The organism is Flavobacterium sp. KACC 22761, from assembly GCF_034058155.1.
In the GTDB taxonomy this organism is placed as follows: Bacteria; Bacteroidota; Bacteroidia; order Flavobacteriales; family Flavobacteriaceae; genus Flavobacterium.
On record NZ_CP139148.1, the window covers coordinates 2,136,741 to 2,154,714 of the forward strand.

12 protein-coding genes and 1 riboswitch are annotated in these 17,974 nt (G+C 36.1%); all 12 genes read left to right on the top strand.

What is annotated here, in order from left to right; genetic code table 11:
• The first annotated feature begins 133 nt into the window (after positions 1–133).
• The 12 genes from SCB73_RS09350 (at position 134) to SCB73_RS09405 (ending at position 17,933) form a co-directional block, all read left to right on the top strand.
• Positions 134–1,378 (top strand): sulfate adenylyltransferase subunit 1, encoded by a 1,245-nt coding sequence (locus tag SCB73_RS09350; RefSeq protein ID WP_320569769.1) that lies wholly within the window; start codon positions 134–136, stop codon positions 1,376–1,378.
• An 82-nt stretch (positions 1,379–1,460) separates the two neighbouring features.
• Positions 1,461–3,551 carry a HEPN domain-containing protein gene (locus SCB73_RS09355; RefSeq protein ID WP_320569770.1) on the top strand — a complete coding sequence of 697 codons (2,091 nt, stop codon included), beginning with the start codon at positions 1,461–1,463 and terminating at the stop codon, positions 3,549–3,551.
• Entirely contained in the window at positions 3,544–4,317 is a 774-nt protein-coding gene (gene cobA, locus SCB73_RS09360; RefSeq protein ID WP_320569771.1) for a uroporphyrinogen-III C-methyltransferase, read from the top strand. The genes SCB73_RS09355 and cobA overlap by 8 nt, the downstream gene beginning before the upstream one ends.
• Before the next feature lie 183 nt (positions 4,318–4,500).
• Positions 4,501–5,082, top strand: coding sequence for a precorrin-2 dehydrogenase/sirohydrochlorin ferrochelatase family protein (locus SCB73_RS09365; protein ID WP_320569772.1), 582 nt, complete (start codon positions 4,501–4,503; stop codon positions 5,080–5,082).
• A 96-nt stretch (positions 5,083–5,178) separates the two neighbouring features.
• Positions 5,179–6,231: an NAD(P)/FAD-dependent oxidoreductase gene (locus tag SCB73_RS09370; protein WP_320569773.1), complete on the top strand. Its 1,053-nt coding sequence runs from the start codon at positions 5,179–5,181 to the stop codon at positions 6,229–6,231.
• A gap of 355 nt (positions 6,232–6,586) precedes the next feature.
• Positions 6,587–6,702, top strand: a riboswitch (SAM riboswitch).
• A gap of 316 nt (positions 6,703–7,018) precedes the next feature.
• Positions 7,019–8,023, top strand: coding sequence for a homocysteine S-methyltransferase family protein (locus tag SCB73_RS09375; protein WP_320569774.1), 1,005 nt, complete (start codon positions 7,019–7,021; stop codon positions 8,021–8,023).
• Positions 8,024–8,046: 23 nt separating this feature from the next.
• A complete protein-coding gene (locus tag SCB73_RS09380; RefSeq protein WP_320569775.1) occupies positions 8,047–8,568 on the top strand; it encodes a hypothetical protein in 522 nt (173 codons plus the stop codon).
• Positions 8,569–8,837: 269 nt separating this feature from the next.
• A complete protein-coding gene (metH, locus tag SCB73_RS09385; protein ID WP_320569776.1) occupies positions 8,838–11,513 on the top strand; it encodes a methionine synthase in 2,676 nt (891 codons plus the stop codon).
• Between the two features lie 159 nt (positions 11,514–11,672).
• On the top strand, positions 11,673–12,629 hold the full coding sequence (gene metF / locus SCB73_RS09390; protein ID WP_320569777.1) for a methylenetetrahydrofolate reductase [NAD(P)H]: 957 nt from the start codon (positions 11,673–11,675) through the stop codon (positions 12,627–12,629).
• 145 nt (positions 12,630–12,774) lie between these two features.
• Positions 12,775–13,428 (top strand): class I SAM-dependent methyltransferase, encoded by a 654-nt coding sequence (locus SCB73_RS09395; protein ID WP_320569778.1) that lies wholly within the window; start codon positions 12,775–12,777, stop codon positions 13,426–13,428.
• Between the two features lie 78 nt (positions 13,429–13,506).
• Positions 13,507–14,730 (top strand): dicarboxylate/amino acid:cation symporter, encoded by a 1,224-nt coding sequence (locus SCB73_RS09400; RefSeq protein WP_320569779.1) that lies wholly within the window; start codon positions 13,507–13,509, stop codon positions 14,728–14,730.
• Between the two features lie 134 nt (positions 14,731–14,864).
• A complete protein-coding gene (locus tag SCB73_RS09405) occupies positions 14,865–17,933 on the top strand; it encodes a T9SS type B sorting domain-containing protein (protein WP_320569780.1) in 3,069 nt (1,022 codons plus the stop codon).
• Positions 17,934–17,974: the final 41 nt, after the last annotated feature.

Here is a 17,974-nt window from a genome sequence, read left to right on the forward strand (position 1 = left end):
ATGAGTTATGAGTTTTGAATTATGAGTGTAATTCTAAACGAAATTTAAAAGTAAAATCAAGAAAACAAAAACATACGGATTATAAGTTTCAACAGAAAACTTGAAACTTTAAACCTGAAACAAAAATATTAGAATGGACGTTTTAAAAATAGCAACAGCAGGAAGTGTAGATGACGGAAAAAGTACTTTGATCGGGAGATTATTGTATGATACAAAATCGTTGACGACTGATAAAATTGAAGCAATCGAAAAAAGCAGTAAACAAAAAGGATACGATTACCTTGATTTTTCTTTGGCAACTGACGGATTAGTGGCGGAAAGAGAGCAAGGAATCACGATTGATGTTGCGCATATTTATTTTTCGACTGCAAAGAAAAGTTACATTATTGCCGATACTCCAGGTCACGTAGAATATACCAGAAACATGGTTACAGGAGCTTCAACTTCTCAGGTTTCGATCATTTTGATTGATGCCAGAAAAGGAGTTATCGAGCAAACATACCGTCACTTTTTTATTAATAACTTATTGAGAGTAAAAGAAGTAATCGTTGCCATCAACAAAATGGACTTGGTAGATTATTCAGAAGAAGTTTTCAATAAAATCAAAGCTGATTTTGAGGCTTTAAATGCAAAAAGTACATTCAAAGAGCAAAACGTAAGTTACATTCCGTTAAGCGCAATCAACGGCGGAAACGTGGTTGACAAATCAGAGAATATGCCTTGGTACGAAGGACAAACAGTTTTAGAACATTTAGAAGGATTGCATTCCCATGATGTTTACGAAGCAGGAAAAGCACGTTTTCCAGTTCAGACTGTTATTCGTCCAAAAACAGAAGAATATCACGATTTCAGAGGTTACGCAGGGAAATTATACGGAAATTCTATTAAAGTTGGAGATGCCGTAACGGTTCTTCCTTCTTTAACAGAATCAAAAGTATCTAAAATTCACTTCTTCGATAAAACATTTGACGAAGCCGTTGCAGGTTCATCAATTACAATCGAATTAGAAAATGATATCAATGTAACAAGAGGCGATATGATTGTAAAATCAGATGAGCTTCCAAAAATTGAAAAAGATATCACAACGACAGTTTGCTGGATGGACAGTAAAAAACTGGTTCCAGGAACTAAATATTTGGTACAACACAATACAAACAGAGTTTTAGCAAAAGTAGAAAGCATTAAAAATACAATTGCAACAGATTACTCAGGAACGACAGAAGCTTCTCAATTAGCAATCAACGAAATTGGAGAAGTAACGATCAAATTAAGCAAACCGTTATATTTTGATTCATACAACGAAAACAAATCAAACGGAGCTTTCATCTTAATTGATACAGCAACAAACACAACAGCAGGAGTAGGATTCATTCGCTAGTTGATAGTTGATGGTTTTTGGTTGATAGTTATTCTGCCAGCAAACCAACAACCAACAACTGACAACCAACAACTAAAGAGAAATGGAAAGTTTTAGAACAGAAATAGAAAATCCGGTAGTTCAGAAGGAGATTATCGAATTAGAAAAAAAGATTCACTTATTCCGTGGAGGAAAAATTGATGATGAGCGTTTTCGTAGTCTTCGTTTAGCGCGTGGAATCTACGGACAGCGTCAGGAAGGCGTTCAGATGATTCGTATCAAATTGCCTTATGGTAAAGTAACCAGCGAGCAATTGGTGCGTATCACACAAGTTTCAGACAAATATTCTACAGGACGTTTGCACATTACAACACGTCAAGATATTCAGATTCACTATGTAAGTTTAGACAGAACTCCTGAGCTTTGGGCAGATTTGGCTAAAGACGATATCACACTTCGTGAAGCCTGTGGAAACACGGTTAGAAATATTACAGGAAGTGAACTGGCTGGAGTTGACGTAAACGAACCATTTGATGTTTCGCCTTATGCACACGGACTTTTTCAATATCTGTTAAGAAACCCAATCTGTCAGGAAATGGGGCGTAAATTCAAAATTTCGTTCTCTTCTTCAGACGAAGATACGGCTTTGAGCTATTTACACGATTTAGGATTTATTCCGAAAATTAAAGACGGACAAAAAGGTTTCAAAATCATGTTTGGTGGAGGTTTAGGATCTCAGCCAGCTCATGCGGAATTGCTTTCAGAGTTCGTTCCGGTAAACGAAATCATTCCAACAGCAGAAGGAATCATTCGTATTTTCGACAGATACGGAGAACGTGCAAAGAGAATGAAAGCGCGTATGAAATTCTTAATCAAAGAAATGGGGAAAGATGCTTTCCTTGATTTGGTTGAAAAAGAGAAAAAAGCCATCGCTTTCGAAACTTACGAAATTGATACAACGGCTTTTGACGGACCAATTCCAGAACCGTTATTAGAAGTTCCGCAAGTTACAATCGAAGATACAGAAGCGTATGAAGCGTGGAAAAAATCGAATGTAATCAAACAGAAACAAGACGGTTATTATGCTATTGGAATTAAAGTTTTATTAGGCGATTTTTATACTGATAAAGCGAGATTATTAGCCGATTTAATTAAGAATTACGGAGCAAATGAATTGCGTTTTTCATTGCGTCAAAATATTGTAATACGAAACATAAAAGAAGAGAATCTTCCTTTCTTTTATCAAGAATTAGCCAAACTTGACTTTGTTCAATTAGGATATAATTCAGTTGGAGATATTACGGCATGTCCGGGTACTGATACTTGCAACTTGGGGATTGCAAGTAGTACCGGTATTGCAGAAGAATTAGAAAGAGTTTTAAGTACAGAATATCCTCAGTATTTAAACAATCGCGAAATCGAAATTAAGATTTCTGGCTGTATGAATGCTTGCGGACAACATAATATGTCTGCAATTGGATTTCAGGGAATGTCTATCAACTCAGGAAAACTAGTAGCTCCGGCTTTACAAGTTTTGTTAGGTGGAGGAAGATTAGGAAATGGCGCGGGACGTTTTGCTGATAAAGTAATCAAAGTACCTAGCCGTAGAGGACCAGATGCGTTGCGTACCATCTTAAATGATTTTGATGCTAACGGAAGCGGACAAAAATTCCTTGATTATTATGATACAAAAGGAGAAAAGTATTTTTACGAAATCTTAAAACCGTATGCTGATGTAACCAATTTAACAGAAGCTGATTTTGTGGATTGGGGTAATGCAGACAATTACGTAAAAGCAGTTGGAGTTGGGGAATGTGCCGGAGTGGTGATCGATTTAGTAGCGACATTATTGTTTGAAGCTAAAGAGAAATTGATTTTGGCTCAGGAATCTTTCGACGAGAAAAAATGGTCAGATGCGATTTATCACGCTTACGCTGGATTTGTAAACGGTGCAAAAGCTTTGTTATTAGCAGAAAACCAAAAAACAAACCACCACGCAGGAATCGTGGACTTGTTTGATACTGTTTTCATCGAAACTAATAAAATCGAATTAAATTCAACTTTTAAAGATTTGGTTTACCAGATTAATAAAAATGAACCATCTGAAGCTTTCGCTAAAGATTACATTGCACAAGCAACAGTTTTCTTTGATAAAATCGAAACTTTCAGAGCACAGGAATTAGCAAATGCATAATATAAAACCCAAAATAACTTTAGTCGGTGCAGGTCCGGGCGATCCCGATTTACTGACGCTAAAAGCTGTAAAAGCATTGGCTGAAGCAAATGTGGTTTTATACGACGCTTTGGCCAATGAAGAAATTCTGGATTATGCGCCTAAAAATGCGATTAGAATTTTTGTTGGAAAAAGAATCGGAAATCATGCATACACGCAGGAGCAAATCAATCAGCTGATTGTAGATAATGCACTGACATACGGAAACGTGGTAAGATTAAAAGGCGGAGATCCATTTATTTTTGGAAGAGGCGGAGAAGAAGTTGATTTTGCAGAAAGTTTCGGAATTGAAACTATTGTAGTTCCAGGAATTTCATCAGTAGTTGCTGTTCCTGCAAGTCAGGGAATTTCAATAACAAAAAGAGGAGTTTCAGAAAGCTTTTGGGTCATTACAGGAACAACGTCTGACAGAAAATTATCTTCGGATATTGCCTTATCAGCGAAATCATCAGCAACCGTTGTGATTTTGATGGGAATGCACAAACTGCCTCAAATCATCGATTTGTTTCAAAAAGAAGATAAAGGAAATTTACCCGTTGCAATCATCCAAAACGGAACAACAGCAGAAGAAAAAGTAGGTGTTGGAACAGTAGATTCGATTTTAGAAGTTGTAAAACAAAAAGAATTAGATTCTCCAGCAATTATAGTATTAGGTGAAGTTGTCCGCGAAAGCAACAAACTAAAAGGTTTTTACGAAGAATTTCTATCAAAAGAAATTGCAAGATAAAATAAAAATCATCGAATTCTATTCGTTATAATTTTACCATTAAGAGCATGAAGTTAATAAAGCGATGCTTAATCTTCCTTAATAACTTAATGGTAAGAAGAAAATTAAGAAAAGCTCTTAATTTTTAAAAGATAGATTTAAGAGCAAAAAGGTATAATTTTGTTTAGATGAAATTAAATTAAAATGGAACAGAACGAATTATATCCAATATTTCTAAAGCTTCACAATTTAAATGTCTTGATTGTAGGCGGAGGAAATGTAGGTTTGGAAAAGCTTTCATTCTTGCTCAAGTCAAGTCCGAATGCTAATGTTGAGGTAGTTGCACCTGATTTTCATTTAGAAATTAAGGTTTTAGCAGAAAAACATCCTTCAATTAAATTGACGGAAAAAAAGTTTAAAAAGAAAATGCTTAAAAAACGTCACATGGTAATTGCCTGTACAGACGATTTGAAAGTAAATAAAAAGGTGTATGATTTGGCCAGAAAACGTTATCTGATTTGTAATATCGCCGATACACCAGATTTATGCGATTATTATTTGGGCGGAATCGTAACAAAAGGAAATGTCAAAATCGCGATTTCAACAAACGGAAAATCGCCAACGACAGCAAAGAGATTGCGTGAGTTTTTCGAAGAAGTAATTCCGGAAGATATCAATCAAATGGTTGAAAACCTGAATGAATACAGAAAAACCTTAAAAGGTAATTTTGAAGAAAAGGTAAAAAGAATGAACGAGATAACCGATTCATTAAGAAATAAAGAGTAGCATACCAGAGAAATGAATAATGATAAAAATCATTGTTAGTAGAATAAATTATTCGTTTCTTTGTATTATTAAGAATGATTATAAACAACAACCATAATGATTAAAACAGATATACTTATAATTGGAGCAGGCCCAACAGGTTTATTTGCCGTTTTTGAGGCAGGATTATTGAAATTAAAATGTCATATTTTAGATGCTTTGCCTCAGCCAGGAGGACAGCTTTCAGAATTATATCCTAAAAAACCTATTTATGATATTCCAGGTTTTCCAGAAGTTTTAGCTGGAGATTTAGTTGATGGTTTAATGGAGCAAATCAAACAATTTGAGCCAGGTTTTACATTAGGAGAACGTGCTGAAACAGTTGAAAAGCAAGAAGACGGATCTTTCATTGTAACTTCAAATAAAGGAACTAAATTTCATGCGCCAGTTATTGCAATCGCTGGAGGATTAGGGAGTTTCGAGCCTCGTAAACCACTTATCGAAGATATCGAGTTTTATGAAGATAAAGGAGTAAAATACTTCATCAAAAATCCTGAAAAATTCAGAGACAAAAGAGTTGTTATTGCAGGAGGAGGAGATTCAGCATTAGACTGGAGTATTTTCTTGGCAAATGTAGCTTCAGAAGTAACTTTAATCCACAGAAGAAACGAATTTAGAGGAGCTTTAGATTCTGTTGAAAAAGTACAGGAACTAAAATCAGCTGGAAAAATCAAATTAATCACTCCAGCAGAAGTAGTTGGAATCAACGGTGCTGAGCATGTTGAATCATTAGATATCGAAGAAAACGGCGCACACCGTAAAATCGACTGCGACTATTTCATTCCACTTTTCGGACTAACACCAAAATTAGGTCCAATTGGAGACTGGGGATTAGAAATCGAGAAAAATGCAATTAAAGTAAACAATGCATTAGATTACCAAACTAACATTCCGGGAATCTTCGCCATTGGAGACGTAAACACATACCCAGGAAAATTAAAGTTAATCCTTTGCGGTTTCCACGAAGCAACTTTAATGTGTCAAGCTGCATATTCAATCATCAATCCAGGTAAAAAATACGTATTGAAATATACAACAGTATCTGGAGTAGACGGTTTCGACGGAACTCGTAAAGAAGCACCAAAAGCGGTTGTTAAAGCGATAGTCTAAGTTGCCGAGATACTGAGTTTCTAAGATACTAAGATTTTTATATAGAAAGCTCAAACTTTTTCAAGTTTGAGCTTTATTTTTTAGCAAAGTATATAAAACATAGCCAGTGGTTTCAACCACTGGAAGACAACGAATAAACGCATCGCATAATCACAATACGGTCCCGCGGTTGAAACCGCGGGCTATATTTGAAAAACAGAAGCTAAAAAAAAACTTATAAACTTAGAATCTTAGAGTCTCAGCATCTTAAAGAAACTTAGAACCTTAGCATCTTAGTCCCTCAGCACCTTACAAAAAAAACATTTGCAAATCGAATTGCCATTTCATACCTTTGCACTGTTCTTAAAATTATTGTTAGTTATCACGAAAGGCGGAGGGACAGACCCAATGAAACCTTAGCAACCCTTTACCATAAAGAAGGTGCTAAATTCTACTTTTTACTAATTTTCAAGTATTAAAGATAGATAACACAAATACATTACAAGTATTTCTCAAAACTTTTCCAGACAACATACAATATTTACTGAAACAGATTCTGTATCAGGAGCGAATCATTGGCGCATTTTTGCAGTCAATAGTTCCCGCTGTACACAAATATCTTTTATTCTGAACCCCAGAATAAAAGGATATTTGCTTCCATCGGGGCTAATGAGCCAGCAATAGTACACTTTTGGAATTAATGTGAAAAAATATCCGAAGTAAACCGATAGGTTTAAACTTCACAATTATAATAAAAAAAACTTAGCATCTTAGAACCTTAGCGTCTTAGCAGCTAAAACAAAAAAACATGGCAATAACAATTCAAGAAGCAATAAAAAAAAATATCCTAATCCTAGATGGAGCAATGGGAACAATGTTGCAACGCTATAATTTCTCAGAAGAAGATTTCAGAGGAGAGCGTTTCAAAGATTTCCCTCATCCGCTAAAAGGAAACAACGATTTACTATCTCTAACACAACCACAAGCAATCCGCGATGTACATGCCGCTTATTTTGAAGCAGGTGCTGACATTGTAGAAACTAACACTTTCTCTGGAACGACAATCGGTATGGCCGATTATCACATGGAAGATTTGGTTTACGAGTTAAACTACGAATCGGCAAAACTTGCACGCGAGGTTGCCGATGAGTTTACCGCAAAAAATCCTGAAAAACCACGTTTCGTAGCCGGTTCAATCGGACCGACAAACCGTACGGCAAGTATGTCACCAGATGTAAACGATCCGGGTTACAGAGCTGTAACGTTCGATGATTTACGAATTGCATACAAAGAGCAAGTAGAAGCGTTAATGGACGGTGGCTGTGATTTACTTTTGGTAGAAACAATTTTCGATACATTAAATGCAAAAGCCGCACTTTTTGCAATTGAAGAAGTAAAAGAAGAGCGTAATCTCGATATTCCAATCATGGTTTCAGGAACGATTACAGATGCTTCAGGAAGAACACTTTCAGGACAGACAGTCGAAGCTTTTTTGATTTCCGTTTCACATATTCCGTTATTAAGTGTAGGATTCAATTGCGCTCTTGGAGCCGATTTGTTGAAACCGTATTTGAAAACATTAGCACATAATACAAGCTTTAATGTTTCGGCACATCCAAACGCAGGATTACCAAACGCATTCGGACAATACGATGAAACACCAGAGCAGACACAAGCATTCATTAAAGAATATTTAGACGATAATTTAATTAATATCATCGGTGGCTGTTGCGGAACAACTCCGGATCATATTCGATTAATGGCTGAGGTTGCCAAGGATTATAAGCCTAGAGTGGCGCCGGTATTGGTGTAGTCCAATTTTATGAAATATTAGAGATGAAATTTAAATATATAGTTTTAATAGTTTTTGTTTCAGTTTTTTTGAGTCGATGTGCATCTAGTGCATCTATTAAAGGTATGACTGTCAAAGATTATAAAGTTGAAAAACAGATTGGAGATCAGCTTTACATAAAATCTGTTACAGGTGGAAAAAAGACAAACCCATTATGGGTATCTAATATTTCTAATAAAAATTTTGAAGAGGCATTAAAAAAGTCATTTACTGAATCTAATGCATTTACAAAAACAGAAGCTATTACAGATGGTGATTGGGTTCTTGAAGTAAATATAATTTCTGTAAGTAGGCCTAAGTGGTTTAATTTAACTGTAGAAACAACAATAGAATACAAGTTGTATAATAAAAATAATTTGGTTTTTAGTAAAAGTATTAATCAATCAGGGAATGCTACGATGTCAGATGCCATTATTGGTTCTAAAAGGTTGCGACTAGCGAATGAAATTTCGGCAAAAAATAACATTAAAACAATGCTTCAATCATTAGACGAAATGGCTAGATAGTATAACGAGATATGGATTTGCAAACCATACCAACAAAGTGAATAAAAGGTTTTGAATAACTTAACTTATATCACAATGCCTGCGTGAGGGATAGAAGTGAAAAGCCCACAGCCTGACGAAGGAAGAGCGAGGACTTGTAACGGATAGCCCGGTTCGCCGCGGCGAATCACGCCCAAAATATTAAAAGATTACAGGTTTAAAGACCTAAAAAATATAGAATAAAAAACTTAGAACCTCAGTATCTCAGGATCTTAGTAACTTAGAAAAAAATGACAGAAAAAAGAAGAGACCTTGTATTATCAGGATTAGAACCGTTGATTATTACGCCGGAAAGCGTTTTCGTGAATGTTGGTGAGCGTACAAACGTAACAGGTTCAAGAAAATTCTTGAGATTAATCAAGGAAGAGAAATACGACGAGGCGCTTGATATTGCAAGACAGCAGGTAGAAGGTGGAGCACAGATCATCGATATTAATATGGATGAAGGAATGCTTGACGGTGTTACTGCGATGACTAAATTTTTGAATTTAATTGCTGCAGAACCAGACATTTCGAGAGTGCCGATTATGATCGACAGTTCGAAATGGGAAATCATTGAAGCTGGTCTTAAAGTAGTACAAGGAAAAAGCGTTGTAAACTCGATTTCGTTAAAAGAAGGAGAAGAGGCATTTATTCATCACGCCAAATTAATTAAACGTTACGGAGCGGCGGCAATTGTTATGGCTTTCGACGAAGTAGGTCAGGCGGATAATTACGATCGTAGAGTAGAGATTTGTCAGCGTTCGTATGATATTTTGGTGAACAAAGTAGGGTTTCCTCCGCAGGATATTATTTTCGATTTGAATATTTTCCCAGTTGCAACGGGAATGGAAGAACATAGATTGAATGCATTGGATTTCTTTAGAGGAACAAAATGGGTTCGTGATAACCTTCCACACGCACATATCAGTGGTGGTGTAAGTAACGTTTCATTCTCATTTAGAGGAAATGATACGGTTCGCGAAGCAATGCACTCGGTGTTTTTATATCACGCAATTAAAAATGGAATGACGATGGGAATCGTTAATCCAGAGATGTTGACGATTTACGATGATATTCCGAAAGATTTATTAGAATACGTTGAAGACGTAATTTTAGATAGACGCGACGATGCTACTGAACGACTTTTAGATTTTGCCGATAGCGTAAAAGGCGAAGCAAAAAGCGATGAAAAAACGGTTCAGGAATGGCGTTTTGGAACGGTTCAGGAACGTATTACGCATTCATTGGTAAAAGGAATTGATGCTTTTATTGAAGAAGATGTTGAAGAAGCGCGTTTGGCATCAACAAAACCAATTGAAGTTATCGAGATCAACTTAATGGCCGGAATGAATGTCGTTGGAGATTTATTCGGAAGCGGAAAAATGTTCTTGCCACAGGTAGTAAAATCAGCTCGTGTAATGAAAAAAGCCGTGGCTTATTTATTGCCTTTTATCGAAGCAAGCAAACAAGCCGGAGACAAACAAGGAAACGGAAAAATCCTGATGGCAACCGTAAAAGGAGACGTTCATGATATTGGTAAAAACATCGTTTCGGTTGTTTTGGCATGTAATAATTATGAGATTGTAGATTTAGGAGTAATGGTTCCTCCGGAGAAAATTATTTCGGCTGCAATTGAACATGAAGTGGATATCATTGGATTAAGTGGACTGATCACACCTTCGCTTGACGAAATGGTGTATTTGGCCAAAGAACTAGACAAACAAGATATTAAAATTCCAATTATGATTGGTGGGGCAACAACTTCGCGTGCGCATACAGCCGTGAAAATTGCACCGCAGTACAGAGAAACGGTAATTCACGTAAACGATGCTTCGAGAGCCGTTACCGTTGCCGGAAACCTGTTAGATCATAATAGAAAAATATACGCGGCAGATATTCGTGCAGAATACGACTCGTTTAGAGAAACATTTTTAAATCGTTCAAGAGATAAAAACTTCCTAACGATTGAAGATGCCCGTAAAAACAAATTGCCATTAGATTGGAGCGAATACACTCCAGTTAAACCAAAAGTAATCGGCGCACAAACGATCGAAGTTGAATTGGATGTTTTGGTTCCGTATATCGACTGGACGCCATTTTTCCAGACTTGGGAATTGTACGGAAAATATCCGACAATTTTAACTGATGAGGTTGTGGGTAAAGAAGCAACTTCTGTTTTTAACGATGCTCAGGCAATGCTTAAAGTAATTTTAGAAGAGAAAAAACTGAAAGCAAAAGGTATTTACGGAATTTTCCCTGCAAATCAGGTGGATGATGATGACATTGAATTACGTGATGAAAACGGAAAAGTTTTAGAGAAATTCTTAACGCTTCGTCAGCAGTCACAAAAAACAAAAGGCGCTCCAAACATCGCTTTAGCTGATTTTATTCTGCCGAAAGACAGCGGCATAACCGATTATATGGGAGCTTTCTGTGTAACAACTGGTTTTGGTGTTGACGAATGGGCTGCGGAATACGAAAAGAATTTAGATGATTATAATTCTATTATGGTGAAAGCGCTTGCCGATCGTTTTGCTGAGGCTTTCGCCGAATATCTTCACGAGCGAGTGCGTAAAGATTTTTGGGGTTATGACAGCGAAGAATCGTTAACCAACGAAGAATTGATTAAAGAAAATTATAAAGGAATTCGTCCGGCGCCAGGTTATCCAGCTTGCCCAGATCACTTGGAAAAACCAACAATCTGGAAACTCTTAGATGTGGAGAAACAAATAGGAGTAAAGCTGACAGAAAGTATGGCGATGTGGCCGGCTTCATCGGTTTCAGGATATTATTTCGGAAACCCCAAAAGCCGCTATTTCGGACTCGGAAAAATAAAAGAAGATCAGGTTACAGATTACGCCAAACGCCGAAATGTACCGCTTGATTACGCAATGAAATGGTTAAACCCTAATATAGCAGATTAAATATAGTCGAAAGTCAAAAGTCGTAGAGTCTCAAAGAATGTGACTTTCGACTTTGGACTTTCAGACTTTAAACTAAAAGATTGATTTACGTTTTTTGATTTCAGATTTTTTACACTTAGCTCAACTCAAAATTCATAACTCATAACTCATAACTTAGAAATGAAAGTAACAGAACATATAAAAAACGCCAAAGGAAAAACATTATTCTCATTTGAAATTATTCCGCCTCAAAAAGGGAAAAGCATTCAGGAATTATACGATAATATTGATCCGTTGATGGAGTTTAATCCGCCGTTTATTGATGTAACCACTTCTCGTGAAGAGTATATTTACATTGACCGCGGTAACGGACTTTTGGATAAAAAACTGACTCGTATGCGTCCGGGAACACTTGGAATTTGCGCTTCTATAAAACATAAATACAATGTTGACACGGTTCCGCATTTGCTTTGCGGTGGTTTTACCAAAGAAGAAACCGAATACATGCTGGTTGACTGTCATTATTTAGGAATCAATAATGTAATGGCGCTTCGAGGCGATGCAATGAAAGACGAACAGTCTTTTGTGCCAAAAGCAGGAGGAAATCATTACGCAATTGATTTGGTAAAACAAATCAACGATTTGAACTGCGGAAAATATCTTCATGAAGTAATGGATGCTGATAACAAAGCTGATTTCTGTATTGGAGTTGCAGGTTATCCAGAAAAACATTTAGAATCCCCTTCTTTACAATCTGATTTAAAAAGATTAAAAGAAAAAGTTGATGCAGGTGCTGATTATGTAGTAACGCAAATGTTTTTCGATAATTCAAAATATTTTGCTTTCGTTGAAAAAGCAAGAGAAATGGGCATCACTATTCCGATTATTCCTGGAATTAAGCCAATTGCTGTTCAAAGACATTTACAGGTTTTACCACAGATTTTCAGAATCGATTTACCTGAAGATTTAATCGATGCTGTAGATAAATGCAAAAATAACGCTGAAATCAAACAAGTCGGAATCGAATGGGCGATTCAGCAGTCATTAGAATTAAAAGCCGCAGGAGTTCCGTTTTTACACTATTATTCAATGGGTAAATCTGAGAATATCCGCCAGATTGCAAGTCAGGTTTTTTAATATTTGCGTAACGAACTTTGTCAAAGTATAAAACCTTGACAAAGTTCTTCCTGTTCAGTTTGTAAAATTGGAATTATGGAATTTTCTTATTTGGAATTTGTTTTAAAGGATTTTACGTAATTTAGATGTCTAAAATTTTCACACCATGAAAAATGAAGAATTACGAGCGATTGCCTCTCAATTAAAACATCCATCGGGAGAAAAGGGAATCGAAATAGCAAATATGATGAATGAAACAAACATCAATATGACGCATCATTCAATTCAAAATCTAAATATATTAAATGATGACGCAATTCTTGAGTTAGGTCATGGAAATGCAGGACACTTGGAATTTGTTTTTAAACAGGCTGAACACATAAAGTATTTTGGGCTTGAGATGTCGGAACTGATGTTTCAGGAAGCCAGCCAGATCAATGGAGAAAGTGTTTCGCAAAATCAAGCTTTTTTTACCACTTATGACGGAAAAGTTATTCCGTTTGGAGTTGCTTCTTTCGATAAAATATTCACGGTGAATACGATTTATTTTTGGCAGGAACCTGAAAAATTTCTGTTGGAAATTTATAGAGTATTAAAACCAAAGGGAAATTTCTGTCTGACATTTGGAGATGAAGATTTTATGAAAAAGCTTCCTTTCACTCAATTTGAATTTGAGCTTTACAGCACTGAAAAAGTAAAGAAACTAATTGAGAAAACAGCTTTTAAAATAGTTAATACCGAAATTCAGACCGAAAAAATAAAAAGCAAAACTGGAGAACTTATGGATAGAACTTTTACCACGTTTGTTCTGGAAAAATAATAAAAGAAAGAGTATTAGTTTTAGTACTCTTTTTTTATTTAATTTTAATTCCAGTCTCTAATGCTTTTTTACAAATACATGGAAGTCAAAAAAATCAATTTTCTACAAAGTTATAGCAGTATTTTAATGCTTCTTGGCGGTATCATTATCGGCAGTATTTTTGGCTTAATTTTCAAAGAAAAAGTTGAGGTTATAAAACCTTTAGGCGATATTTTCCTGAATTTACTTTTTACGGCGATTATTCCGTTAATATTTTTTACAATTGGTTCTTCCATTGCAAATTTGGAACAGAAAGAAAAGCTAGGAAAACTGTTTTTTATTATGATTGTGGTTTTTCTTTCCACAATTCTTATTTCGGCAATTGTCATGATTTTTGCCGTTTACCTTTTTCCAATTCATCAAAATATTGCTGTTGCGAAAGTTCCATTTGAAAATGTAGAATCAGGTTCTGTTGGCGATCAGATTGCAAAGTTGGTTACAACAAATGATTTCTTCGAATTATTGTCCAGAAAAAGCATGTTGGCATTGATTATATTTTCGTTTTTAATTGGTTTTGCGACCTTGCAATCTGGAGAAAAAGGAAGTGCTTTTAAAAGCTTTTTAGATTCTGGAAACGAAGTCATGAAGCAATTGCTCAATATCATCATGAAATTTGCACCAATAGGTTTAGGAGCTTATTTTGCTTATCAGGTTGGTATTTTCGGGCCTCAATTATTTGGCGTTTATGCAAAACCTATGGCGGTTTATTATGCTGCCTGTGTTTTCTATTTCTTTGCATTTTTCAGTTTGTATGCTATTGTTGCCGGCGGAAAAAGAGCGTTTAAAGTTTTTTGGAGTAATAATATCACGCCTTCTCTCACTGCAATAGGAACTTGCAGCAGCATTGCAACTATTCCCGCAAATTTGGAAGCAGCACAAAAAATGGGAATTCCGACGCATGTTCGAAATCTTGTAATTCCGCTTGGAGCGCCTTTGCATAAAGATGGTTCGAGTATGTCATCGATCTTGAAAATTACTTTTCTGTTTGCCATGTTTGGAAAAGACTTTACAGAGCCTTCAACGATTCTTTTGGCGCTAGGAATTACCGTAATTGTCTCGATTGTCGAAGGCGGAATTCCGAATGGTGGTTATATTGGTGAAGTTTTGGCTATTACTGTTTATGGTTTTCCAATGGAACAAGCGCTTCCAGTTGCCATGATTTTAGGAACTTTGGTCGACCCAATTGCAACTTTGTTAAATGCAAATGGCGATGTAATTTCGTCAATGGTGGTCTCCAGATTTTCGGAAAAAACTAAATGGTAGGGGAATTTCATTTGGTCACAAATTTTTGGTAGATAATAGGTACAAATACATCGATTGTTTTTTGGGATTAGTATAAAACTTTAAGCAGTTATAGTATTAAAAAGTAGTTTTACCGACATAAAAACATTTTAGTTTTGAATCGTAAAGCTGTCTTAGTACTAATTTTATTTTTTCTGTTCCTTAAAGTACAAGCACAATTATGCACCGGAAGTTTGGGCGATGCTGTTGTTAAGCTTGATTTTGGATCTGGAACAGCCTCACACGGAACGGCTCTAGGAACTGGAATTACAAGTTATACTTGGACAACAGTAGATTTTCCAAACGATGGCTCTTACACCATCGAAAAAACAACCAACACTCCAGGAACTTGGTGGACAACCACAGATCATACAGGCGGAGGTTATATGATGGTGGTAAACGCGAGTCTTTCTACAACAGATTATTTTTATAAAAATACCGTTACAGGCCTTTGCCCAGATACTACTTACGAATTTGCGGCGTGGATTATGAATTTGTTGCGTTCAAATGATACGAGTCCGCCAAATATTACTTTTACGATTGAATCAACTTCGGGGACTATTTTAGGAACTTATAATACGGGAGATATTGGCTTAAGTTCAAGTGCAATTTGGAAACAATATGGATTTTTTTTCACCACTCCGGCCGATATTTCGACCGTAGTTATCAGAATGCGAAACAACAAAGCGGGAGCGGCACCCGGAAATGACATTGCTTTAGACGATATTACTTTTCGTGCCTGCGGACCAACAGTTACTTCATCAATACAAAACAATACCAATACTAGTTTAACGATTTGTCAAGGCGATTCGCAAAGTTATACTTTGACAGGAACCGTTTCTTCAGGTTATTCGAATCCGGCGTATCAATGGCAAGTAAGCAGTGATAATGGAGTGACTTGGTCTGATATTTCGGAAGCAAATTCAATATCGTACCTTTTTGTCCCAAATGCCACAGTTGGTACCTATTTATATCGCATGGCGGTTGCGCAAAGCGTGAATATTTCCTCGGCTTCTTGTAGGGTCGTATCAAATACCATCAGCTTTAAAGTAAATGAAAGCACCGTAGTTCCAACTTTCACTACTGTGCAACCCATATGCGATGTGCCAACAGGAACTATAAATATTGCGACAGCAGCAAATACTACTTACAGTATCGATGGGACAAATTATCAAGCCTCGGGAGTATTTTCAGGTTTGACTGGTGGCGATTATAATGTTACAGCAAAATTGAGTTCAGGTTGCGCTTCTACACCAGCAATTGCACACATAAATTCGGTTGCATCTTCAAGTGCGACGCCTACATTTTCTGTAATTCAGCCTGTTATTTGCTCAAATCCATTGGGGACAATTACAATTACAAGTTCAGATTATGAATATAGTTTTGATAATGGAGCGACTTGGTCAACAAATAATGTAAAATCAGGTTTGGAGGCTGGTGATTATCTAATAAAAACTAGGAATAGTTCTGGTTGCGAAACAACAGCCGTTTCTGTGGCTGTTTTGGTGCCTCCGGGATACCCGCCAACGCCAACAGTTTCAGTGATTCAGCCGGATTGTCTGTCTTTGAAAGGAACAATCACAATTTCTGATTTGGTGGCATTTTACAGTTTTGATAATGGCGCAACTTGGATAAATTCAAATTCAAAAAATAATTTAGCTCCGGGATTTTATAAAATTCTTATAAAGAATAATTTAGGATGTGTTTCTTTGGTTCCAAATGAAGTCGAAATCAAAGCTTACATCAATACAGAACCACTTCCGTCAGCAACAAGTCCGCAAACTTTTTGTGTTCAACAAAATGCAAGTTTACAGAATGTTGCAATTAACGGACAAAATGTAAAATGGTATGATTCGCCAATAAACGGAAATCTTTTGTCTGCGGCTGCAATTTTGGAAACTAAAACCTATTATGCGTCACAAACGATTAATATTTGCGAAAGCGAAAGAATTCCAGTTGTTGTAAATATTCAGAATACAACAGCTCCAACAGGAGATTCAAATCAAAATTTTTGTACGTCTCAAAAACCTACAATACAGAATTTAATTGCTGAAGGGACAAATGTTGTTTGGTATGACAACATTGTAAATGGTGTAATTTTATCTCCTTCAACAAGTTTGGTAAATGGGGCAACTTATTATGCTTCGCAGACCCTCAATAGTTGCGAAAGCGTAAACCGTTTGGCAGTTTCGGTTTCTATAGTTGCTCCCAGTTTACCAGTAAATGATGTTGCTGCAAATGTTTGCGATGAATTAGATGATGGAAATGAAGTCATAAATCTGACGGATTATAATTCCCAATTAGCATCATGCAGTTCTTGTATTCTTAGTTTTTATACTACATTGAATGGAGCCGAAAATCAGATTTTAGCCGATCAAATTACGACCGTTTCCAATTATAATGTATTAGCTGGAACAACCACAATTTATGTGAGAATTGATTCTGACGATAAATGTTTTCAAGTAGCAGAATTGAAATTAACTTTGGTAAATATACCCGTGATTTCGATTTCAGATTTGGTTTCATTGTGCCAAAATAAAGATGTTGAAGTTCATGCAGGAATTGGTTTTGATAGTTATTTATGGTCAAATGGAACTACTTCCGAATCACTAGTAATTACCGAAACCGGATCTTATTCGGTAACCGTTACTCAAAATCATGGAAATGTAATTTGTTCCGCAACGAAAAATTTTGACGTAAAACTTTCGAATAGTGCTGTAATTAAGAATCTTGAAATTCAAGATTGGACAGATTCAGAAAATGTGATTGAAGTTCAATTGGCAGATACAAGTCTTGGCAATTATGAATACTCAATTGATGGAAGTTCCTATCAGGAAAGCAATATTTTTTCGGGTTTGGCAACAGGCGATTATGTTGTGTATGTACGCGATAAAAACGGATGTGGAATTGTAAATCAAGAAGTTTTTTTACTGAATTACCCAAAGTTTTTTACACCAAATCAAGACGGCTTTAATGATACTTGGGGAATAAAATTCTCTGAAACTGAACCGGCGATAAATACCAAGATATTTGATCGTTACGGCAAATTTTTGAAAGAACTAAATGCGTACACGACTTGGGACGGAACTTTTAACGGAAAAGAACTTCCGGCTTCAGATTATTGGTTTGTGGTTACAAGAGCCAATGGCAAGGTTTATAAAGGACATTTTAGTATGAAAAGATAGCGGTTTTCTTGTGTTTTTCGTATTCGAATGAAGATTATTCA